This is a genomic window from Halopseudomonas sp. Lyrl_26 (genome assembly GCF_051948695.1).
Lineage (GTDB): Bacteria > Pseudomonadota > Gammaproteobacteria > Pseudomonadales > Pseudomonadaceae > Halopseudomonas > Halopseudomonas formosensis.
In genome coordinates this window covers 352,737-371,911 of the sequence record NZ_JAYJLH010000002.1, presented here as the reverse complement: position 1 = coordinate 371,911, position 19,175 = coordinate 352,737, and the positions used below count along the sequence as shown (strand labels likewise).

Sequence of the window (19,175 nt, the reverse complement as noted above, 5' to 3'; positions counted from 1 at the left end):
ACTACACGGTATCCGGACGGGATCGTATAATCCCCGGTTTTTCAGCATACAGAGGTATCCGGCATGACCCAGGACGAACTCAAGCAGGCCGTTGGCCAGGCTGCAGTGGACATTCTGCTGCCGCAACTGGAGGACAAGAGCATCGTCGGTGTCGGCACCGGCTCCACTGCCAACTTCTTCATCGACGCCCTGGCCCGCCACAAGGCCAGCTTCGACGGCGCCGTGGCCAGCTCCGAGGCGACCGCCGAGCGCCTTCGCCAGCATGGCATTCCGGTCTATGACCTCAACAGCGTTGCCAGCCTGGACTTCTACGTCGATGGCGCGGATGAGAGCAATCACCATCTGGAGCTGATCAAGGGTGGCGGCGCCGCCCTGACCCGGGAAAAGATCGTCGCCGCGGTGGCCCGGACCTTCATCTGCATTGCCGATCAGAGCAAGCTGGTGGATACTCTGGGCAGCTTCCCACTGCCGGTGGAGGTCATCCCCATGGCGCGCAGCCATGTAGCCCGGGAGATCGTCAGGCTGGGTGGGGATCCGGTCTACCGCCAGGATGTGGTCACCGACAACGGCAACGTGATTCTGGATGTGCACAACATGCAGATCCATGACCCGCGCGGCCTGGAGGAAAAACTCAACGCCATCGTCGGTGTAGTCTGCAACGGGCTGTTCGCCGCACGCCCGGCGGACATACTGCTGCTGGGTACCAGCGAGGGCGTCAAGCGCATGGAACGGGCACGGCCCTGATCAGAGCGCGCAGCCCTTCACTGGCCGGGCATCTCCCGGCAGCCATACCCGGAATGCCGCGCCGTCCAGCGGCGAGGCATCCAGACTCAGACTGCCCCCGTAGCTCTCGATGATATCGCGGACCACGGCCAGGCCTATGCCCTGTCCCGGGTGCGACGCATCCAGGCGCTCCCCTCGGCCGATGACCCGTTCGCGCTGATCCTCCGGCACCCCCGGACCATCATCCTCGACCCAGATTTCCCAGCCACCGGGCAACGCCCGGGCGCTGACGCGGATACGCGACAGGCACAGACGGTAGGCGTTCTCCAGTAAATTGCCCAGCAGCTCCAGCAGGGCACCCTCCTCGATCGGCAGCCGGGTACCTTCGGGCATGTCCAGCTGCAGTGTCACGTCCTTGTCCCGGTAGACCTTGCCCAGCGCCTCGCCCAGCTTGCCCGCCAGCGGCTGCAGGGCCGCACTGTGCCGCACCAGCCCGCTGCGACGCAGACTGGCGCGCTGCAACTGGTAGTCGATCTGCTGACTCATGCGCTCGATCTGATCGCGCAGAATGCGCGCCTGCTCCCGCCCGGCCGGTTGGGCGCGCAGATTCTCCACCACGGTCTGCAGCACCGCCAGCGGCGTCTTCAGACTGTGCGCCAGATCCGCCAGCGAGTCCCGGTAACGGGTACGCTGCAGGCGCTCGCTGTCAATCAGGCGGTTGAGCGACTGGGTCAGGCGGTTCAGCTCCCGGGGATGTTGGTCGCTCAGATGCTCGCGGCCGCCGCTCTCGATCTCCTGCAGCTCCCGGCGCACGCCGCGCAGCGAACCCAGACTCCAGGTCAGTGCCAGCCACAGCATACCCAGCAGCACCAGCAGGCCACCGCCCAGCCACAGGCGCAGGCGCCGACTGAAATCCCGCTGCAGCCCCGCAAATTCACTGGTCGGCAGCATGGTAACGAAACTCAGGGGCAGACCCTGCTCGCCGGACAGCTGCACCTCCACGTCGTAGACGTAGTATTCATTGCCGCGGCGATCACGGATGCGCAGGAAGTCGATGCGGTTGCCGGTATAGAACGGCAGGTAGTGCAGCTCCTCATCGGTGGTGGAGCGCGAATGCCACACGACCCTGCCCTCAGCATCGTGCACATAGCCGAGCAGCTTGGCCTCGGGCAGATTGAATTCCTCGTCGGGCATCTGCTCGGGCATCACCAGCTGACCATCGACCACACTGGCGGCGCCGATCAGGGTCGAGGCGTCCGCCGCCAGTCGCTGCTGCACCACCTGCTCCAGGGTCTGATCGAATACCCTTTCCAGCGCCGGCACCAGTGCCAGCACGAAGAGCGCAGCGAACCCCGCAGCGCTGACGACCAGGCGTGAACGCAGTGAGCGGGTCAACGGCACGGCTCGCTGAACAGGTAACCCTGGCCGCGCACGGTCTCGATCAGGCGCAGATCGCCAGCCGCCTCCAGCTTGCGGCGCAGCCGACCGACCAGCACCTCGATGACGTTGGGATCACGCTCCTCATCATCGGGGTACAGCTGCTCCATGAGCCGATCCTTGGAGACCACCTGCTGATGATGGCGCATCAGATACTCGAGAATCCGGTACTCGAAGGCCGTCAGGGGGACCGCCTCCTGGTCGACCGTAGCCTGGCGTCGATTCAGGTCCAGCACCAGGGGGCCTGCCTGGATCTGCGCCTGAACAAAGCCGGCAGCGCGGCGTATCAGGGCATTCAGACGGGCCTCCAGTTCCTCGAACTGGAAGGGTTTGACCACATAATCATCGGCGCCGGAGGTCAACCCCTCGACCTTGTCCTGCCAGTTGCCCCTGGCCGTCAGGATGAGGATGGGGAAGCTGCGGTCCATGCTGCGCAGCTCGCGGATCAGGTCCAGTCCGCCCATGCCGGGCAGTCCCAGATCGATGATGGCAATATCATGATTATACTGCTGGGCGCGGTACAGCCCCTCCTCCGCATCGGCCACTGCATCGACGACATGCCCCAGCTCCGCAAAACGCGTCGCCAGGTGGTGACGCAGCAGCGCCTCGTCTTCGACCAACAGCAGCTTCATGTCACCCTCCGCGGCAGGACTGACGCATGCGACTCTGCCCGGTCAGTGCCGGGCAGAGTACGGCTAGCGCCGATATCAGAAGTGGTAGTTTAGCCCCAGATAGAGCTGCTCGCTGCTCTTGAGATCAGCCGAGCCGCCTACCGCGCCGCTGCGCGCATTGAGGCTGACATCCGCGCTGGTACGCAGGTAACGATAACCCGCCTCAAGGGAGACCGGCGCATCGAACTGGTGCAGGATACCGGCCTGCAGGCCACCGGCCAGACCCAGATCGCTGTCACGGTGGAAGCCCGGAGAGTCCTGCTCCAGCTTCACCAGACCGGCGGTCACACCACCGAACAGACGGGTGCTGTCGGCGATCGGCAGGAACAGATCGTAGCTGCCGAGCAGGTTCTGCTGGCGCAGTTTGTAGCCATTGCCAGTACCGGAAATGTATTCATAGCTCAGGTACATGCGTCCGGTGTCATCCTGCACACCGCTGCGCACCCCCCAGGTGCTCTCGTTGTTGATGGTGCTGTCCAGGCTACGGGCCAGCGGGTTGCCGGTAAGGCTGCCGGAGCGGTCCATGTTGTTGCTGGTCTCACCCCAGGTCAGACCGACGAAGCTGTCCTGGGCGAATGCCGGCACGCTGGCCAGGGCGATGGCGGTACCGACCGTCAGTGCTTTCAGAGTGTTCTGCATAAGGGCTGTCTCCTTGTAAATGTCGGAATACAGACTGCCTGAGCAGCCCTGAACCGCAGCTGAACACTCGCTGAACCCGGGCTGAACGAGAGCGAGATGCCGCCCGACCGCCAGCGGCGTTTTGCTATATTCCGGACCAACCTCCCGAACCTCGGGCTATCGTGCAGCAGGCATCCCTGTCCGGCTGCCCGCCGCCAGCCTCTCTGCCTGGTATCTACAGAAGCAAGCTATGGAACTCGACATCAACCTCCTTCGGGACAGCCTGCGGCGTGGCAGCAGCGACGAGCTGGCTACTGCACTCAAAGCCCATCATCCGGCCGATCTTGCCGCCGCACTGCAGGACCTCGAACCGTTTGCCGCCTGGGCCATCCTGCATCAGGCAGCCATTCCCCGCCAGGCCGCCGTGTTCGGCTATCTGGAGCCGGACTTCCGCACGCTGCTGGTCAACAGCATCCCGCACCAGGACCTGGCCGCCATCGTCATGCACATGAAAGCGGACGATCGGGCTGACCTGTACCGGCAACTGACCGAGGAGCAACGCGAGACCCTGATGCCCGCGCTGGCCCAGGCCGAGCGCGAAGATATCCGCCGCCTGGCGTCCTACCGTGAAGGCACCGCCGGCGCCATCATGACCTCCGCCTATGCTGCCCTGCCGCCCGACATTTCCGCCAGCGACGCCCTGGCCGTACTGCGCCGCGAGGCCCCGAACAAGGAAACCATCTACCGCGCCTACGTGATCGACAGCCACAGGAAGCTGCTCGGGTCGGTGCGCCTGCAGGACCTGATCACCGCTCCGGCGCAGACCCGGGTGAGCGAGCTCATGAAGAACTGCTCCTACCAGATCCGCGTCGATGAGGATGCGGAGGAGGCCGCCCGACGGATTGCCCATTACGATGTGATAGCGCTCCCGGTGGTGGATGCCGATGATCGCCTGGTGGGCATCATCACCCATGACGATGCCCTGGATGTCCTGCAGGCCGGCGCCACAGAGGACTTCCACCGGGTGGGAACCATTACCCATCTGGAATCCGGCGTCGGTTCCGCCTCCATTCCCATGCTCTACCGGGCGCGGATCGTATGGCTGATGCTGCTGGTCTTCGGCAGCATCTTCTCCGGAGCAGGCATAGCCCATTTCGAGGACACCATAGCCGCCAACCTGGCGCTGATGTTCTTCCTGCCGATCCTGATCTCCTCCGGAGGCAATGCCGGTTCTCAGTCCGCCACCCTGATGATACGGGCGCTGGCAACCGGTGAGATAGGCCTGTCGGACTGGACCCGGGTACTCGGCCGGGAACTGGTGCTGGCGATCCTGCTGGGGGTCAGCATGGCCTGCGCCATCGGGGTGATAGGGGTAGTGCGGGGCGGGCAGCAGATAGCCCTGGTGATCAGCCTGTCGATGGTGCTGATCGTAGTGGTCGGCAGCCTGATCGGCATGTTGCTGCCCTTCCTGCTGAGCCGTTTCCGGCTGGACCCGGCGACGGCCAGCACGCCGCTGGTCACATCCATAGCCGACGCGACCGGGGTGCTCATCTACTTCAGCATCGCCAGCGTGCTGCTGAACATGCCGGCGTAGCGGCAGAGCCCGTGGCGGGGGCAACCCCGCCACGGGCAGGCATCAGAACAGCACGCGGCAGCGGATGGTTCCGTTGACCTCGTTCAGCTTCTTCAGCGCCAGATCGGAATAGGCGGCATCGACGTCGATGACCACATAGCCGACCTTCTCGTTGGTCTGCAGGTACTGACCGGAGATGTTGATGCCGTTGCTGGCAAACACCTGGTTGATCTCGCTCATCACACCCGGAATATTCTGGTGGATGTGCAGCAGGCGATGCTTGCCGGGATGCGACGGCAGGGCCACTTCGGGGAAGTTGACCGAGGTGATGGAGGTGCCGTTGTCGCTGTAGCGCACCAGCTTCTCCGCCACTTCCAGACCGATGTTGGCCTGGGCTTCCATGGTCGAACCGCCGATGTGCGGGGTCAGCAGGCAGTTGTCGATGCCGCGCAGCGGAGAGACGAACTCGTCGTTGTTGGAGCGCGGCTCGACCGGGAACACGTCGATGGCAGCGCCGTTCAGATGCTTGTCCTTGAGCGCCGCGGCCAGTGCGTCGATATCCACCACGGTGCCGCGTGCGGCGTTGATCAGGATGCCGCCCTTCTTCATGGCGCGGATCTGCTGTTCACCGATCATCCATTTGGTGGAGGGGGTTTCCGGCACGTGCAGGGTCACTATGTCAGCGGTGCGCAGCAGTTCGTCGAGGCTGCCCACCTGACGGGCATTACCCAGCGGCAGCTTGGTCACCACGTCATGGAAAATCACATGCATGCCCAGACCTTCGGCCAGTACCGACAGCTGGGTGCCGATGGAGCCATAGCCGACGATGCCCAGGGTCTTGCCACGGATCTCGAAGGAGTCGGTGGCGCTCTTCAGCCAGCCACCGCGGTGGGCCACGGCGTTCTTCTCGGGAATGCCGCGCAGCAGCAGGATGGCCTCGGCCAGCACCAGCTCGGCCACCGAACGGGTATTGGAGTAGGGCGCGTTGAACACGGCCACACCCATTTCACGGGCAGTGTCCAGATCCACCTGGTTGGTGCCGATACAGAAACAACCAATAGCGACCAGCTTGTTGGCATGCTGCAGTACCTCAGCGGTGAGCTGGGTGCGGGAGCGGACGCCGATGAAGTGCGCATCGGCGATGGCCTGCTTGAGCTCCTCTTCAGGAAGCGAGCCCTTGTGGTAGTCAATATTGGTGTAGCCGGCTGCCTTCAGCGTGTCAACGGCAGTCTGATGCACACCCTCGAGGAGCAGGAATTTGATCTTGCTCTTGTCCAGCGAGGTTTTAGCCATGAGTGAGTTACCCGTAATGCTGATGTATGATGGTCCGTCAGGTTTTTCGGCGTTTGCTCAGTCGGACACCTGTTTCGGAAGCCGCACATGCTAACATAATCTCCCTTTTTTCACTGCCCGGACAGCATGAAATCTGTTCAGGCCCAGCTTGAATCCTGTTTGAGAGCGACCATGACCCCAGAAGCCATCATCGAGAACCTGAAAACGCTGCTTGACGCCGACAAGGTGCGTACCGACAGCGAGTCGCTGACCAACTGGGGCCGCGACTGGACCAAGCAGTTCGAGCCGGCGCCGCTGGCCATCGTCTTCCCCCGCAGCATCGAGGATGTGCAGGCTGTGGTGCGATTTGCCAACGAACACAAACTGGCGCTGACCCCCTCCGGCGGCCGCACCGGGCTGTCCGCCGGCGCGGTGGCCGCCAATGGCGAGATCGTGGTGTCCTTCGACTACATGAACCGCATTCTCGATTTCAATGCCTACGACCGCACCGTGACCTGCCAGCCGGGCGTGGTCACCGCCCAGCTGCAGCAGTTCGCCGAGGAACAGGAGCTGTACTACCCGGTGGATTTCGCCTCCGCCGGCTCCAGCCAGATCGGCGGCAATATCGGCACCAACGCCGGTGGCATCAAGGTGATCCGCTACGGCATGACCCGCAACTGGGTAGCCGGGCTGAAAGTGGTCACCGGTACCGGCGAGCTGCTGGAACTGAACAAGGGCCTGATGAAGAACGCCACCGGTTACGATCTGCGCCAGCTGTTCATCGGCGCCGAAGGCACCCTGGGCTTCGTCGTCGAAGCCACCATGCGCCTGGAGCGGGCACCGAAGAACCTCACCGCCATGGTACTGGGCACACCGGATTTCGATGCCATCATGCCGGTGCTGCATGCCTTCCAGAGCAAGCTGGATCTGACTGCCTTCGAATTCTTCTCCGACCGCGCCATGGCCAAGGTGCTGGCCCGGGGCGACGTCCCCGCGCCCTTCGAGACCGACTGCCCGTTCTATGCCCTGCTGGAATTCGAGGCGGTGAGCGAGGAGGTGGCCAACGAAGCACTGGCCACCTTCGAATATTGCGTCGAGCAGGGCTGGGTGCTCGATGGGGTGATGAGCCAGAGCGAGCAGCAGTTGCAGAACCTGTGGAAGTTGCGCGAGTTCATCTCCGAGACCATTTCCCACTGGACGCCCTACAAGAACGACATTTCGGTCACCGTCAGCCAGGTACCGGCGTTCCTGCGGGATATCGACGCCATCGTCGGCGAGCACTATCCGGATTTCGAGATCGTCTGGTTCGGCCACATCGGTGACGGCAACCTGCACCTGAACATCCTCAAGCCCGACGCCATGCCCAAGGAAGAGTTCTTCGCCAAGTGCGCCAGCGTCAACCAGTGGGTGTTCGATATCGTGCAGAAGTACAACGGCTCCATCTCCGCCGAACATGGCGTGGGCATGACCAAGCGCGACTACCTGGGCTACAGCCGCAGCGCCGAGGAAATTGCCATCATGAAGGCGGTCAAGGCGGTGTTCGACCCCAACGGCATCATGAACCCGGGCAAGATCTTCGCCTGATGCACCACCCGCTCTCGGGGCCGGTGCCAATCGCCGCCCCGATGGGCCCGGCTCGAGACAATGACCATGACCTACCAGCACCAGTACACCGACGGCAGCCCCTTCCCCCACGCGCTGGGCAAGGTGGTCTGCGTGGGGCGCAACTACGCCGAACATGCCCGGGAGCTGAACAACCCGGTACCCAGCGAACCCCTGCTGTTCATCAAGCCGGCCACGGCAGTGACGCCCATGGCCGAGCCGATCCATCTGCCCCGTGGGCGCGGCGCGGTGCACTACGAAACCGAGATCGCCGTGCTGATAGGTGCGCCCCTGTCGGGCGTCGTCAGTGATGCCCAGGCCAGCGCCGCGATTGCCGGTATCGGCCTGGCCCTGGACCTGACCCTGCGCGAGCTGCAGGATCAGCTCAAGGCCAAGGGTCACCCCTGGGAGCGTGCCAAGGCGTTCGATGGGGCCTGCCCGCTGTCACCCTTCCTGCGGCCCGACGCCGTGCCGGCGCTGGACAGCATCGGCCTGCAGCTGCGGATCAACGGCGAGCTGCGCCAGGACGGCAGCAGCGCCGAGATGATCACGCCGATTGTCACATTGCTGCAGCATATCGCCGGTATCTTCACACTGCTGCCGGGGGATGTGGTTCTGACCGGCACCCCCGCGGGCGTCGGTGTGTTGCAGCCCGGTGATGAACTGGCGCTGGACATTCCCGGGGCGCTGCAACAGTCGGCCTGTGTTGCCGACGACTGACCCCGGGAACCCAAGGCCCGATCGCCCCTCAAAGGGCTGTCTGAAATCCTGGAGTACACCCTTGAAGCGTTTTCTGCTGTTGCTCGCCATCCTGCTGGCGCTGGCCGGTCTGACCCTGCATCAAACCCAGCTGCCGCTGTATCTGTGGTACCAATGGCAATTGGCTGGTCGCGAGCTACCGCCCCAGGCGGTGGATCTCGGTCGCTATCGCGTCGATATCGACGCGCTGGTGCTGGAGGGGGTAGAGGATGATCTGTCGGCACTGACCTACAACGCCGAACGCGACACGCTTTTCGCCCTGCTCAACGGCGACCCCTATCTGCTGGAGCTGAGCCTCGATGGCGAGGTGCTGCGCCGTGTGCACCTGACAGGACTGCAGGACATGGAAGGCCTGACCCACGTCGGCGGAAACCGTTATGTCGTGGTCGAGGAGCAGCGCCAGCGCCTGCACCTCATCGAGCTGCCGGAAGCAGCCACCGAGCTGGATCTCAGCCAGGCGCCGCAGCTGACGGTGGCCATGGATGAAGGTGACAACAAGGGCTTCGAAGGTCTGTCCTGGGACAGCAAGCGCCAGCAGCTGCTGGTAGTGCGCGAGCGGGATCCGCTGAGGGTGCTGGTGATAGAGGGTTTCGTCACTGATGACGGCCAAGGCAACATAAGCATCAGCGAGAAGCCACTGTTCAATCAGCAGACCCTGAAGCTGAGCGACCTGTCCTCTGTGGTAGCGGATGAGACGAGCGGCCACCTGCTGCTGCTCAGCGATGAGTCACGCATGGTGGTGGAATATGACCAGCAGGGTGTGCCGGTGAGCATGCTGGGCCTGCGCCGCGGCTCCCATGGTCTGGCCCGCAGCATTCCCCAGGCCGAGGGACTGGCGATAGATTCACAGCGGCGCGTCTATATCGCCAGCGAGCCCAACCTGTTCTATCGCTTTGTACCCGAGGGTTGGTCGCAGGACTGAACCTGCTGCTGCAGCAGCTGCTCAAGCTGCGCCAGCTCGGTCTCGTTGAATACCTGTACACCCTGGCCCCGCAGGGCGGCGGCGGCCACACCCTCGCCGGGCACCCGGGTGCCACTGAAACTGCCGTCATAGGTCTCGTGATTGCCACAGGAGGGACTGCGCGCCTTGAGCACGGCAAAGCGGATGCCATGTTCCCGAACCAGGGCCAGCGCCGTCTCCGCTCCGGCGATAAAGGCCGCGGTGACATCGGCGCCATGGATGTCGCGTACCGGCACACGCCCCTCCAGCACCGCAGCGCCCTGCCCTCCGGGGATCTCCGCCGGCGGTCTCGGGGTCGGCAGCCCGCCGCTGACCTCCGGGCAGACCATCACTATCCGGCCCTCCGCCCACCAGCGCTGCAGCAAGGCGTGACAACCGGCACCGGTGCCGTCGTAACGCACCGGCTGATCCAGCAGACAGGCACTGACCAGAATCTTTTCCATGCAGGGTACGCTACAGGCTCGGGGCTGCCTGCTGCAAGGCTGGCGCGGACCCGCCTGTCAGCGCAGCAGCGGGTTGTCCGGACGCCGGCGGAACCAGCCGACCAGACTGGCCCGGTGACGGCGGGCCGGCAGCACCTCGTGGAGGATACTGTCGCTCATGAACACCGCCAGGATGCCGGCGCGGGGCGCCACATCCACGGAGCCCTCCGGCAGATGCAGGCGCAGCTCGCCGCCATCCCCCGGCTGCCACTGACTGTTGAGGTAGAGCACCACCGACACGGTGCGCAGGGGATTGTCCTTGAACCTGTCCAGATGCCGGCTGTAACCGGCCCCCGGCGGGTACAGCGCGTAATGGGTCTCGTAATTGTCCAGACCCAACAGCAGGGTGCGGTTGAGGGTCAGACGCAGTCTGGCCATGGCCTCAACGTAGGCGTCTTGGGCGGCACAGGGCGGGCAGTCATCCAGCCAGCGGATATGGTCCCCGCGGATCTCCGGCACCACCTGACGCTCGCCGGCCCGGCCCACGGCGGCCGGGCGCAGGGCCTCATCCTGCCAGAGGGCCCGACAGTTGCGTTCCAGTTGGTCGAGCACCTCGGGGGCGAGGCCGCTCTCGGCCACCGCCCAGCCCTGCTCGGCCAGCAGATCGGCAATCGACAACAGACGGTCTGGCACCGCAAAGGGGAACTCGGGCATCATCTTCATACTCAAATCGGGACTGGAAAGGCGTTGGCTGACGGACGCCGGTCAACGGAAAAGACCCACCGGACTGGGCGGCGCTCAGTGTAAACCCGGATAAAAGTTGCTGAAAACACCCCTCTGTCATTAATAGTGAGTCCACATGCATTTCACCCTATTGCGCTTGCCCCTCGGCCTGTTCCTCGGTCTGCTGCTGACCAGCCTGAACGCCCTGGCCGATACCGGCCGCCTGTATCAGGCCAGCGGCATGGCCCAGCACCAGGAGCACTTCCAGGCCGCGCTGGCCAAGGCCCAGCAGCAGTATGGCGCCCAGCTTCCACCGGCGGTACGCGACACCCTGCAACGCAACAGCAGCCAGCGCTTCGAATTGCGCGGCATGCATGACCGGGCGCAGACGCGGCTGGCACTCGAGCTGGATGAGGGGCATATGCGCCAGGCCCTGGAATTCTTCGACAGCACCCTGGGCCGGAAGATAGTGCAGATCGAAACCAACGCCAGCTCGCCGGCCTCGGTGGCCGCCATGCAGGGCGGTCTGCCGGTGATGCAGCTGAGCCCCGAGCGGCGGGCGCTGATCGATCGTCTGGCCAGCCAGCTGCCGGCGCTGGAAATGGGCGTCGAGGTTTCCACTGCCCTGACCGGCCTGGCGGCCCAGAGCGCCAACGACCTGCTCGGTGGCCTGCTCGGCACCGCCCAGGCGGCCAGCGATGGCGGCCGCGAGCGCCTCCGTCAGCAGATGCGCCCGGAACTGCCCAATACCCTCGCCTATATCTACCGGGACCTGTCTGACGCCGAGCTGACCCGCTTTGCCGACTGGAGCGAGTCGGCGGCTGGCCGCGCCTTCTACCGCGCCACCGAGCGGGCGGTGCAGGACGCCCTCAATCCCTGATCGACTCCTGCAGTATCGCCCGGCGATACCGCAGCACCTTCGTCAGTACCCCAGGCGCTCGCCCAGCCAGTCCAGATAGCGCTGGCGGAAGTCGGCCTTCTCATTGGCCAGGTGGTGCCTGGCATCGGCCAGGTAGAGCAGTTCCGGATCGTCGAACTTGTCCTGCAGAACACGGATATTGTGCTGCCAGTCCACGGTGCCATCGGCCTGGCCCTGCACTATCAGCGGCCGGTGGTCAGCCGGGACCGCCGCCTCGATATGGGGAATCCACTTGTCCAGCGCCTGCACCCAGGCCACCGGCAGCACCTGCGGCTGCAGCGGGTCGCGCTCACGGATGAAGGCTAGAAATTCCTCGTCCGTGGAGTTGTCAGTGAAGCGCCGCCCCAGCTGCTGAATGAAACCGCCGAGCAGTTTCAGACTGAACTGGGAAACGCCCCATTGCCGGGGGCGTACCAGGGGCGCCATGAGGATGGTGCGCCCGCTCTGCTCGGGGACCTCCCCGTGCAGCAGACGGTCAATGAGGATGGCACCGCCGGTACTCTGGCCCAGATAGTGCCAGGGTGCGGGCAGTTTCCACAGCCCCGCATGCTCGATCACACCATCCAGCACCTGCTGATAGCGCAGGAAGCTGTCGATACTGGCCCGCTCGCCACTGGACAGACCATGCCCCGGCAGATCGAAGGCGAGCACCGCCAGACGCTGCTCCAGCGCCCAGCGGATCACGTGCCGGTAGAGTCCCATATGGTCGTAGTAGCCATGCAGGATGAACAGGGTGCCCCGCGGAGCGGAGGGTCGCCAGACCTGCAGAGCCACATCGAACCCGTCCACCCGGATGCGTCCCAGATGCTGCTGTACCTCGTCACTGAAGTCGATTCCGTAATAGGCGGCGTACTGCCTGGCCTGGGGATTGATGGGCCGATCTGCCTCCAGTTGCGGTAACTGCGCGACCAGTTCCTCGAAAAACGTTTGATTCATCCAATGGGCCTTGTGACGGTTTTTTTCCGCATCGGTAGCGAATTACCCTGCCAAACGGGTAAAAGTCTGCTGAATTGCCTTGTCTGCCGAACAATTCATTGTAGTGAACATGCTTTGCAATGAATCATCGTGTAACATGCTGCGTCTCGAAATGTCACGTCCTTATGCGCCATGGCGCAGTTTCTCCGAAGAGTGAGGGGTTTTCATGAGTGATCGCATCCAGGCTGGTAATCTCCAGGTTGCCAGGGTTCTTTATGACTTCATCAATGAGCAGGCCATTCCCGGTACTGGCGTTGACGTCACCGCCTTCTGGAACGGTGTGGACACGCTGATTCACGATCTGGCACCGAAAAACCGCGCATTGCTGAAAAAACGTGACGACCTCCAGGCCCAGATCGACGCATGGCACCAGCAGCGCGCCGGCCAGGCCCATGATGCCGCCGCCTATAAGGCCTTCCTGCAGGAGATCGGCTATCTGCTGCCGGAACCGGCCGACTTCAAGGTTACCACCCAGAACGTGGACGAAGAGATCGCCACCATGGCCGGTCCCCAGCTGGTGGTGCCGATCATGAACGCCCGCTTCGCGCTCAACGCCGCCAACGCCCGTTGGGGGTCGCTGTACGATGCTCTGTACGGCACCGACGCCATCAGTGAAGAAGGTGGCGCCGAGAAGGGCCCGGGCTACAACCAGGTACGGGGCGACAAGGTAATTGCCTATGCCCGCGCATTCCTTGATGAGGCAGCGCCCCTGGCCAAAGGTTCCCACAGCGATGCGACAGCCTATGCCGTCGTCAATGGCCAGCTGCAGGTCAGCCTCAAGGACGGCAGCCAGACCGGTCTGGCCCAGCCTGAGAAGTTCATCGGCTACCAGGGTGATGCCGCTGAGCCCAGCGCCGTTCTGCTGAGGAACAACGGTCTGCACTTCGAGATCCAGATCGATCGCAGCAGCCCGATCGGCCAGACCGACGCCGCCGGGGTCAAGGACGTGCTGATGGAAGCCGCCCTGACCACCATCATGGACTGTGAAGACTCGGTTGCCGCCGTCGACGCCGACGACAAGGTACTGGCCTACAGCAACTGGCTGGGCCTGATGAAGGGCGACCTGGCCGAAGCCGTGAGCAAGGGTGGCAGCACCTTCACCCGGACCATGAACCCGGACCGCACCTACACCGCCGCCGACGGCAGCGAGCTGAGCCTGCACGGCCGTTCCATGCTGTTCGTGCGCAACGTCGGCCACCTGATGACCAACGATGCCATCCTCGACAAGGACGGTAACGAAGTGCCTGAAGGCATCATGGACGGTATCGTCACCAGCCTGATTGCCATCCACAACCTCAAGGGCAACACCAGCCGCCGGAACAGCCGCGCCGGCTCGGTGTACATCGTCAAGCCGAAGATGCACGGCCCCGAGGAAGTGGCCTTCGCCAATGAGCTGTTCAACCGGGTGGAAGATCTGCTGGGCCTGGCCCGCAACACCCTGAAGATGGGCATCATGGACGAGGAGCGTCGCACCACCGTCAACCTCAAGGCCTGCATCAAGGCGGCCAGCGAGCGCGTGGTGTTCATCAACACCGGCTTCCTCGACCGTACCGGTGACGAGATCCATACCTCCATGGAGGCCGGCCCCGTGGTACGCAAGGCTGCCATGAAGGCCCAGAAGTGGATTGCTGCCTACGAGGACTGGAACGTCGACCACGGCCTGAACCTCGGCCTGTCCGGCCGCGCCCAGATCGGCAAGGGCATGTGGGCCATGCCGGACCTGATGGCCGCCATGCTGGAACAGAAGATCGGCCACCCGATGGCCGGTGCCAACACCGCCTGGGTACCCTCCCCGACTGCTGCCGCGCTGCACGCATTGCACTACCACAAGGTCAACGTGTTCGAGCGTCAGAAGGAACTGGCCAAGCGCCCCTTCGCCTCGGTGGACGATATCCTGACCATTCCGCTGGCCCAGGACACCAACTGGAGTGCCGAGGAGAAGCAGAACGAGATCGACAACAACGTCCAGGGCATCCTGGGTTACGTTGTACGCTGGATCGATCAGGGCGTGGGCTGCTCCAAGGTGCCGGATATCAACGATGTCGGCCTGATGGAAGACCGCGCCACCCTGCGTATCTCCAGCCAGCTGCTGGCCAACTGGCTGCGCCACGGCATCATCACCCGGGAACAGGTGATCGAGAGCATGCAGCGCATGGCCGAGGTGGTTGACCGGCAGAACGCCGGTGACCCGGCCTACCGCCCGATGGCACCGAACTTCGATGACAGCGTTGCCTTCCAGGCCTCGCTGGAACTGATCCTCGAAGGCACCAAGCAACCCAATGGCTACACCGAGCCGGTCCTGCACCGTCGCCGCCGCGAGTTCAAGGCACGCTTCGGCTGCTGAGAACCCGCGTAACAGCAAAACCCCGGCTCATGCCGGGGTTTTGCGTTTCCGGTACCATCAATGAACGGCAGCCCAGCGCTCCGGTCTGAACCTGCATGACTATGGAATCGCTGATCGACCTGCTGCAGTGGCCGGCCATGCTGGTCACCCTCATCGCCGCCTGGCTGGTGGGCTCGCGCCACCGCGCCCGCCGCTGTGCCGGCTTCCTGTGCTTCATACTGAGCAATATACTCTGGGTCACCTGGGGCTGGCACAGTCAGGCCTGGGCGCTGATAGTGCTGCAGCTGGGGCTGTTCGCGATGAATCTGCGCGGCACCCGGAAGAACGCCGCCCCTCCCGGAAACGCGCGATGAACCTGAAAAAGGCCGCTTATCAGACTGTGTGAAAACACACTGACAGGCCCTGGAGCAAACGCCCCGACTTGTTCGGGGCGTTTGTTTTTGTGCTGAAAAAGGCTCTTCAGCCCATCAGCTGCATCATTTTCCTGGTACCCAGTACGCTGATCGCCCGCTTGAGGTTGTATGCGGTCACAGCCAGGGCCATTTCGGCTCTCGTCCCTTCAAGTTGCCGCAGCAAGAACCGTCCGTTCCCAAACAGCCATTGTTTGAGATTGCCAAACGGATGTTCCACGAGACGTAGCGGCGCTTGGCCGTCGTACATTGGGCCTTCAGCGCGCATCTGGCACTGTCGCTGATTGCTGCCTGGTAGATCCGGTCGCCTTTGTAACGCTGCTTCAGGGTTAGCCACTGGCCTGCTGGACACTGGTACCGATCCTGGTCAGCATCGTAGGTAAAGTCTTGGCGGTTGAATAATGCCTCTGCGCCTGGGTTCGAGGTTCGGTTTGGCGGCACGTACGCGGTAATGGAGGCGTCCTCACACGCTTGGAACTGCTGGCCGTTTGAGTAGCCCATGTCCGCTGTCACGGTCAGAGCAGCTTGCCCAAGTTCGGCCTTGGCCGCTTTAGCCATGGGGTCAAGCTGTTTTCGGTCATCACCATCTTGCGTTACTTCATGATGCAAAATCAGGCAGTGTTTTGCATCGACAGCGGTCTGCACGTTATAGGCAACACGCCCCCCCTTGGGCGTGCGCATCATTCGGGCATCGCTTTCGTGCGTGTTGAATTGCTCCAGCCCCATCGATTGCATCAAGGCTTGGCAACTGCGGTTGTCTTGCTGTTTGGCCTCTGTGGTGATAGGTGAAGCACTGCTGCCGGGTGACGACAGCAACGCCTTCATGCAGGACCTGCAGACCTCGCTGGAAGGCCTGCTGGCTCAGTGCATCACCAAACGGGATGCGCGCTGGGAGGATGAGTAAGTTGCGTCCACGGTGGCAGCGGCGCACCGCCCTGCCACCCGTGAGCCGCTAGAGCGCGATGGGCTTGGTCACCCGATCCACCAGATAGACCAGACTGTGATAGTCGACGCCGCTATGGCTGGATAAGCCAATCTCGCAGGTACGGCTGGTTGATACCCCCTCGCTGCAATGCTGCACCACCGGCTTTAGCGTGCGCAGTGCATGATCATTCAGCTCGGGCAGGTTGAAGCCCTTATCGCCGGCAAAGCCGCAGCAGTGAATCCCTTCCGGCACCACGACGTTGGTACTGCAGCGCCGGGCGATCTCGATCAGCGCCTGCCCCTCGCCCAGATGCTGGGTACTGCAGGTTACGTGCACCGCGACCGCCCCGGCCTGGGGAGTGAACTCCAGCCGCTGGAACAGATGGGTGCGGATAAAGCGCACCGGATCAAGGATATCCAACCCATCGGCCTCGCCATTGATCAGACTCAGCGTACAGGGGCTGGTGTCGCAGTAGATCGGATACTGACCGTTGCGGCTAGCCTCGCGCAGCGCTGCAAGCAGCTCATTGCGCTTGGCCTCGGCCTGCTCGGGATAGCCCTTGGAGGCAAACGGCTGGCCGCAGCACAAGCCATCGAGCTGCGCCGGCAGTACCACTTCATAGCCCGCCTTTTCCAGCAGCGCCCGGGTCTTGTCGATCAGCGGCATCTGCTCGCTGTCGCTGCGCGCCGGCCCCATGCTGCGCGAGATACAGGCCGGCAGGTAAACCACCCGCGGCTTGCCGCTTTGCCATTGATCGAGCGGCGGAATCAGCTTGACCGGCTGCGGCATGGCCGGCGTCCAGCTCGGCAGACGTTCGCCAGACAGCTTGCGCGCGCCCTCGCTCCAGCGCTGCAGACGCGGTGCGCCGAGCAGGCGGTGGGCCAGATCTGCGGCGCGCAGGGTAAACCGCACGCCCTTGAGTGCACCGGCAAAGTGCTTGGCCAGCCAGTTGGCGCGCTCCGGGTAAGCCGCTTGCGAGGCGCGCAGCTCACGCACCAGATCGCCGGTATTGATGCCCACCGGGCAGCGCTCGGCGCACAGGCCGGTCGCGGCGCAGCTGTCGATGCCCTGATATTGGTAAGCGGCTTCCAGCTCACGGGTATCGATACCCGCGCGCTTTTTTGCCTGAATATCGCGCCAGATGACGATGCGCTGGCGCGGCGTCAGGGTCAGACCGTTGCTCGGACAGACCGGCTCACAGAAGCCGCACTCGATGCACTTGTCGACGATGTCGTTCGCGGCCGGCAGCGGCTTGAGGTTTTTCAGGTGAATCTGCGGGTCATCGGACAGCACCACATCCGGGTTCAGGATGCCCTGCGGGTCAAGCAGCCGCTTGATGCGCCACATCAACTGATAGGCGTCGCTGCCCCACTCCTTTTCAACGAACGGCGCCATATTGCGGCCGGTGCCGTGCTCGGCCTTGAGCGAACCACCGAACTCGATCGCGACCAGTTCGGCCACATCGCCCATGAACACTTCGTAACGGGCGACCTGCGCCGGGTCCTCAAAGCCCTGGGTAAACACGAAGTGCAGGTTGCCCTCCAGCGCATGGCCAAAGATGATCGCCTCGTCGTACCCGTGCTTCTCGAACAATTCGATCAGCCGGTGTACACCGGCCGCCAGTTGCTCGACCGGGAAGGTGACGTCTTCGATGATCACGGTGGTTCCGGTCGCGCGCACTGCACCAACCGCCGGGAAGGTGCCCTTGCGAATCGCCCACAGCTGTCCGGAGACCGCCGGATCTTCGGTAAAGTCCACCTGCTGCTCGACCGGGAACGGGGCCAGCGCCGCGCGGATCTGCGCCAGTTGCTCGTGCAGCAGCGACTGACTGGCGGCGCGCGACTCGATCAGCAGCGCACAGGCGCCATCCGACAGCGCAGCCACCCAACCCGGCAGCCCCGGCTGATCCTGCACCGAGCGCAGACTGCGGCGATCCAGCAGCTCCACCGCTGCCACCGGCTGCTGCTTGAGCACCGGTACTGCGCGGCAGCAGGTGTCCACATCCGGAAACACGATCAGCGCACTGGCCTTGTGCGGGTATTCGGGAACGGTGTTGTAGGTCACCGAGCTGATAAAACCGAGGGTGCCTTCAGAGCCGACCATCAGGTGGGTGAGGATATCCAGCGGATCGTCAAAATCGACCAGCGCGTTAAGCGACAAACCGGTGGTGTTCTTCAGCCGATACTTGTGGCGAATCCGCTCGGCCAGCGCGGTATTGGCGCGGGTTTCGCGGCCCAGCTCGGCCAGTTGCTCAAGCAGCGCGCCGTGACTTTGGCGGAACGCCGCCACACCGCGTTCGTCTTCGCTGTCCAGCACGGTGCCATCGGCCAGCACCACGCGCATACCAGCCAGCGTCTGGTAGCTGTTCTGCGCCGTGCCACAGCACATGCCGCTGGCGTTGTTGGCAACAATGCCGCCGATCTTGCACGCGTTGATCGAGGCCGGGTCCGGCCCGATCCTGCGCCCCAGCGGCGCCAGTACAGCGTTGGCCTGCGCGCCGATTACGCCAGGCTGAAGGCGAATCTGATTACCACCGTCGCGAATCTCCCGACCGTTCCAGTAATCGCCCAGCACGATCAGTACCGAGTCACTGATCGCCTGTCCGGACAGACTGGTGCCCGCCGCACGGAAAGTGACCGGCACCTTATGCCGGGTGGCCAGATGCAACAGACGCACCACCTCTGCCTCCGACTCGACCCGCACCACCAGCTTGGGAATCAGCCGATAAAAGCTGGCGTCGGTGCCAAAAGCCAGGGTCGACAGCGGATCGTCGAACAGACGCTCGGGCGGAATCAGACGACGGGCACCGGTCAGAAAGTCGGCAGGCAGGCTCATGCTATC

General features: G+C 63.6%; 16 protein-coding genes and 1 pseudogene. 8 read left to right on the top strand and 9 right to left on the bottom strand.

Translation table 11 applies throughout. From position 1 onward, the window contains the following. The first annotated feature begins 63 nt into the window (after positions 1-63). Positions 64-744 (top strand): ribose-5-phosphate isomerase RpiA, encoded by a 681-nt coding sequence (gene rpiA / locus VF673_RS05030; protein ID WP_440291124.1) that lies wholly within the window; start codon positions 64-66, stop codon positions 742-744. Here rpiA and VF673_RS05025 read toward each other — a convergent pair whose 3' ends face one another. The 3 genes from VF673_RS05025 to VF673_RS05015 all read right to left on the bottom strand — a co-directional run bounded on the left by VF673_RS05025 (position 745) and on the right by VF673_RS05015 (position 3,470). Further along, the gene (locus VF673_RS05025; protein ID WP_440291123.1) at positions 745-2,118 is read right to left on the bottom strand and encodes an ATP-binding protein; all 1,374 of its coding nucleotides are present in this window, start codon (positions 2,116-2,118) and stop codon (positions 745-747) included. Then, a complete protein-coding gene (locus VF673_RS05020; RefSeq protein WP_440291122.1) occupies positions 2,115-2,792 on the bottom strand; it encodes a response regulator in 678 nt (225 codons plus the stop codon). Before VF673_RS05020 ends, VF673_RS05025 begins: the two co-directional genes overlap by 4 nt. Before the next feature lie 75 nt (positions 2,793-2,867). Next, positions 2,868-3,470, bottom strand: coding sequence for an outer membrane beta-barrel protein (locus VF673_RS05015; RefSeq protein WP_440291121.1), 603 nt, complete (start codon positions 3,468-3,470; stop codon positions 2,868-2,870). Positions 3,471-3,699: 229 nt separating this feature from the next. On the opposite strand from VF673_RS05015, the gene mgtE reads away from it, so the two are divergent. Next, positions 3,700-5,043 (top strand): magnesium transporter, encoded by a 1,344-nt coding sequence (gene mgtE / locus VF673_RS05010; RefSeq protein WP_440291120.1) that lies wholly within the window; start codon positions 3,700-3,702, stop codon positions 5,041-5,043. A gap of 42 nt (positions 5,044-5,085) precedes the next feature. Here the strand turns inward: mgtE and serA are convergent, their stop codons facing one another. Continuing rightward, the gene (serA, locus tag VF673_RS05005; protein ID WP_440291119.1) at positions 5,086-6,315 is read right to left on the bottom strand and encodes a phosphoglycerate dehydrogenase; all 1,230 of its coding nucleotides are present in this window, start codon (positions 6,313-6,315) and stop codon (positions 5,086-5,088) included. Positions 6,316-6,486: 171 nt separating this feature from the next. Between serA and VF673_RS05000 the strand changes: the two genes are divergently transcribed. The 3 genes from VF673_RS05000 to VF673_RS04990 all read left to right on the top strand — a co-directional run bounded on the left by VF673_RS05000 (position 6,487) and on the right by VF673_RS04990 (position 9,577). Next, complete coding sequence (locus tag VF673_RS05000) at positions 6,487-7,878, top strand: FAD-binding oxidoreductase (protein WP_440291118.1); 1,392 nt, start codon at positions 6,487-6,489, stop codon at positions 7,876-7,878. A 66-nt stretch (positions 7,879-7,944) separates the two neighbouring features. Further along, entirely contained in the window at positions 7,945-8,616 is a 672-nt protein-coding gene (locus VF673_RS04995) for a fumarylacetoacetate hydrolase family protein (protein ID WP_440291149.1), read from the top strand. Positions 8,617-8,677: 61 nt separating this feature from the next. Then, positions 8,678-9,577: an SdiA-regulated domain-containing protein gene (locus VF673_RS04990; protein ID WP_440291117.1), complete on the top strand. Its 900-nt coding sequence runs from the start codon at positions 8,678-8,680 to the stop codon at positions 9,575-9,577. On the opposite strand, the gene VF673_RS04985 is transcribed toward VF673_RS04990, so the two are convergent. Together VF673_RS04985 and VF673_RS04980 are read right to left on the bottom strand one after the other, a co-directional pair. Beyond that, positions 9,541-10,059 (bottom strand): DUF523 domain-containing protein, encoded by a 519-nt coding sequence (locus VF673_RS04985; RefSeq protein WP_440291116.1) that lies wholly within the window; start codon positions 10,057-10,059, stop codon positions 9,541-9,543. The genes VF673_RS04990 and VF673_RS04985 overlap by 37 nt on opposite strands. A 57-nt stretch (positions 10,060-10,116) precedes the next feature. Beyond that, the gene (locus VF673_RS04980) at positions 10,117-10,761 is read right to left on the bottom strand and encodes a 2OG-Fe(II) oxygenase (protein WP_273127301.1); all 645 of its coding nucleotides are present in this window, start codon (positions 10,759-10,761) and stop codon (positions 10,117-10,119) included. Positions 10,762-10,897: 136 nt separating this feature from the next. On the opposite strand from VF673_RS04980, the gene VF673_RS04975 reads away from it, so the two are divergent. After that, the gene (locus VF673_RS04975) at positions 10,898-11,641 is read left to right on the top strand and encodes a DUF2059 domain-containing protein (RefSeq protein ID WP_090539137.1); all 744 of its coding nucleotides are present in this window, start codon (positions 10,898-10,900) and stop codon (positions 11,639-11,641) included. A 42-nt stretch (positions 11,642-11,683) separates the two neighbouring features. Here VF673_RS04975 and VF673_RS04970 read toward each other — a convergent pair whose 3' ends face one another. Next, positions 11,684-12,616 (bottom strand): alpha/beta hydrolase, encoded by a 933-nt coding sequence (locus VF673_RS04970; RefSeq protein WP_440291115.1) that lies wholly within the window; start codon positions 12,614-12,616, stop codon positions 11,684-11,686. A 205-nt stretch (positions 12,617-12,821) separates the two neighbouring features. Between VF673_RS04970 and VF673_RS04965 the strand changes: the two genes are divergently transcribed. After that, positions 12,822-14,999: a malate synthase G gene (locus VF673_RS04965; protein WP_440291114.1), complete on the top strand. Its 2,178-nt coding sequence runs from the start codon at positions 12,822-12,824 to the stop codon at positions 14,997-14,999. 101 nt (positions 15,000-15,100) lie between these two features. Further along, positions 15,101-15,352: a hypothetical protein gene (locus VF673_RS04960; protein ID WP_440291148.1), complete on the top strand. Its 252-nt coding sequence runs from the start codon at positions 15,101-15,103 to the stop codon at positions 15,350-15,352. Positions 15,353-15,458: 106 nt separating this feature from the next. Here VF673_RS04960 and VF673_RS04955 read toward each other — a convergent pair. Further along, positions 15,459-16,183 (bottom strand): annotated as a pseudogene (locus tag VF673_RS04955) (transposase); the annotation flags it as partial. 178 nt (positions 16,184-16,361) lie between these two features. Continuing rightward, positions 16,362-19,169, bottom strand: a complete 2,808-nt coding sequence (locus tag VF673_RS04950) for an FAD-binding and (Fe-S)-binding domain-containing protein (RefSeq protein WP_440291113.1) — start codon at positions 19,167-19,169, stop codon at positions 16,362-16,364. Between the last annotated feature and the right edge of the window lie 6 nt (positions 19,170-19,175).

Coding starts and splice junctions, on each gene's coding strand:
- rpiA (WP_440291124.1), top strand. CDS start 64: ATGACCCAGGACGAACTCAAGCAGGCCGTTGGCCAGGCTGCAGTGGAC.
- VF673_RS05020 (WP_440291122.1), bottom strand. CDS start 2,792: ATGAAGCTGCTGTTGGTCGAAGACGAGGCGCTGCTGCGTCACCACCTG.
- VF673_RS05015 (WP_440291121.1), bottom strand. CDS start 3,470: ATGCAGAACACTCTGAAAGCACTGACGGTCGGTACCGCCATCGCCCTG.
- mgtE (WP_440291120.1), top strand. CDS start 3,700: ATGGAACTCGACATCAACCTCCTTCGGGACAGCCTGCGGCGTGGCAGC.
- serA (WP_440291119.1), bottom strand. CDS start 6,315: ATGGCTAAAACCTCGCTGGACAAGAGCAAGATCAAATTCCTGCTCCTC.
- VF673_RS05000 (WP_440291118.1), top strand. CDS start 6,487: ATGACCCCAGAAGCCATCATCGAGAACCTGAAAACGCTGCTTGACGCC.
- VF673_RS04995 (WP_440291149.1), top strand. CDS start 7,945: ATGACCTACCAGCACCAGTACACCGACGGCAGCCCCTTCCCCCACGCG.
- VF673_RS04985 (WP_440291116.1), bottom strand. CDS start 10,059: ATGGAAAAGATTCTGGTCAGTGCCTGTCTGCTGGATCAGCCGGTGCGT.
- VF673_RS04980 (WP_273127301.1), bottom strand. CDS start 10,761: ATGAAGATGATGCCCGAGTTCCCCTTTGCGGTGCCAGACCGTCTGTTG.
- VF673_RS04975 (WP_090539137.1), top strand. CDS start 10,898: ATGCATTTCACCCTATTGCGCTTGCCCCTCGGCCTGTTCCTCGGTCTG.
- VF673_RS04970 (WP_440291115.1), bottom strand. CDS start 12,616: ATGAATCAAACGTTTTTCGAGGAACTGGTCGCGCAGTTACCGCAACTG.
- VF673_RS04965 (WP_440291114.1), top strand. CDS start 12,822: ATGAGTGATCGCATCCAGGCTGGTAATCTCCAGGTTGCCAGGGTTCTT.
- VF673_RS04960 (WP_440291148.1), top strand. CDS start 15,101: ATGGAATCGCTGATCGACCTGCTGCAGTGGCCGGCCATGCTGGTCACC.
- VF673_RS04950 (WP_440291113.1), bottom strand. CDS start 19,169: ATGAGCCTGCCTGCCGACTTTCTGACCGGTGCCCGTCGTCTGATTCCG.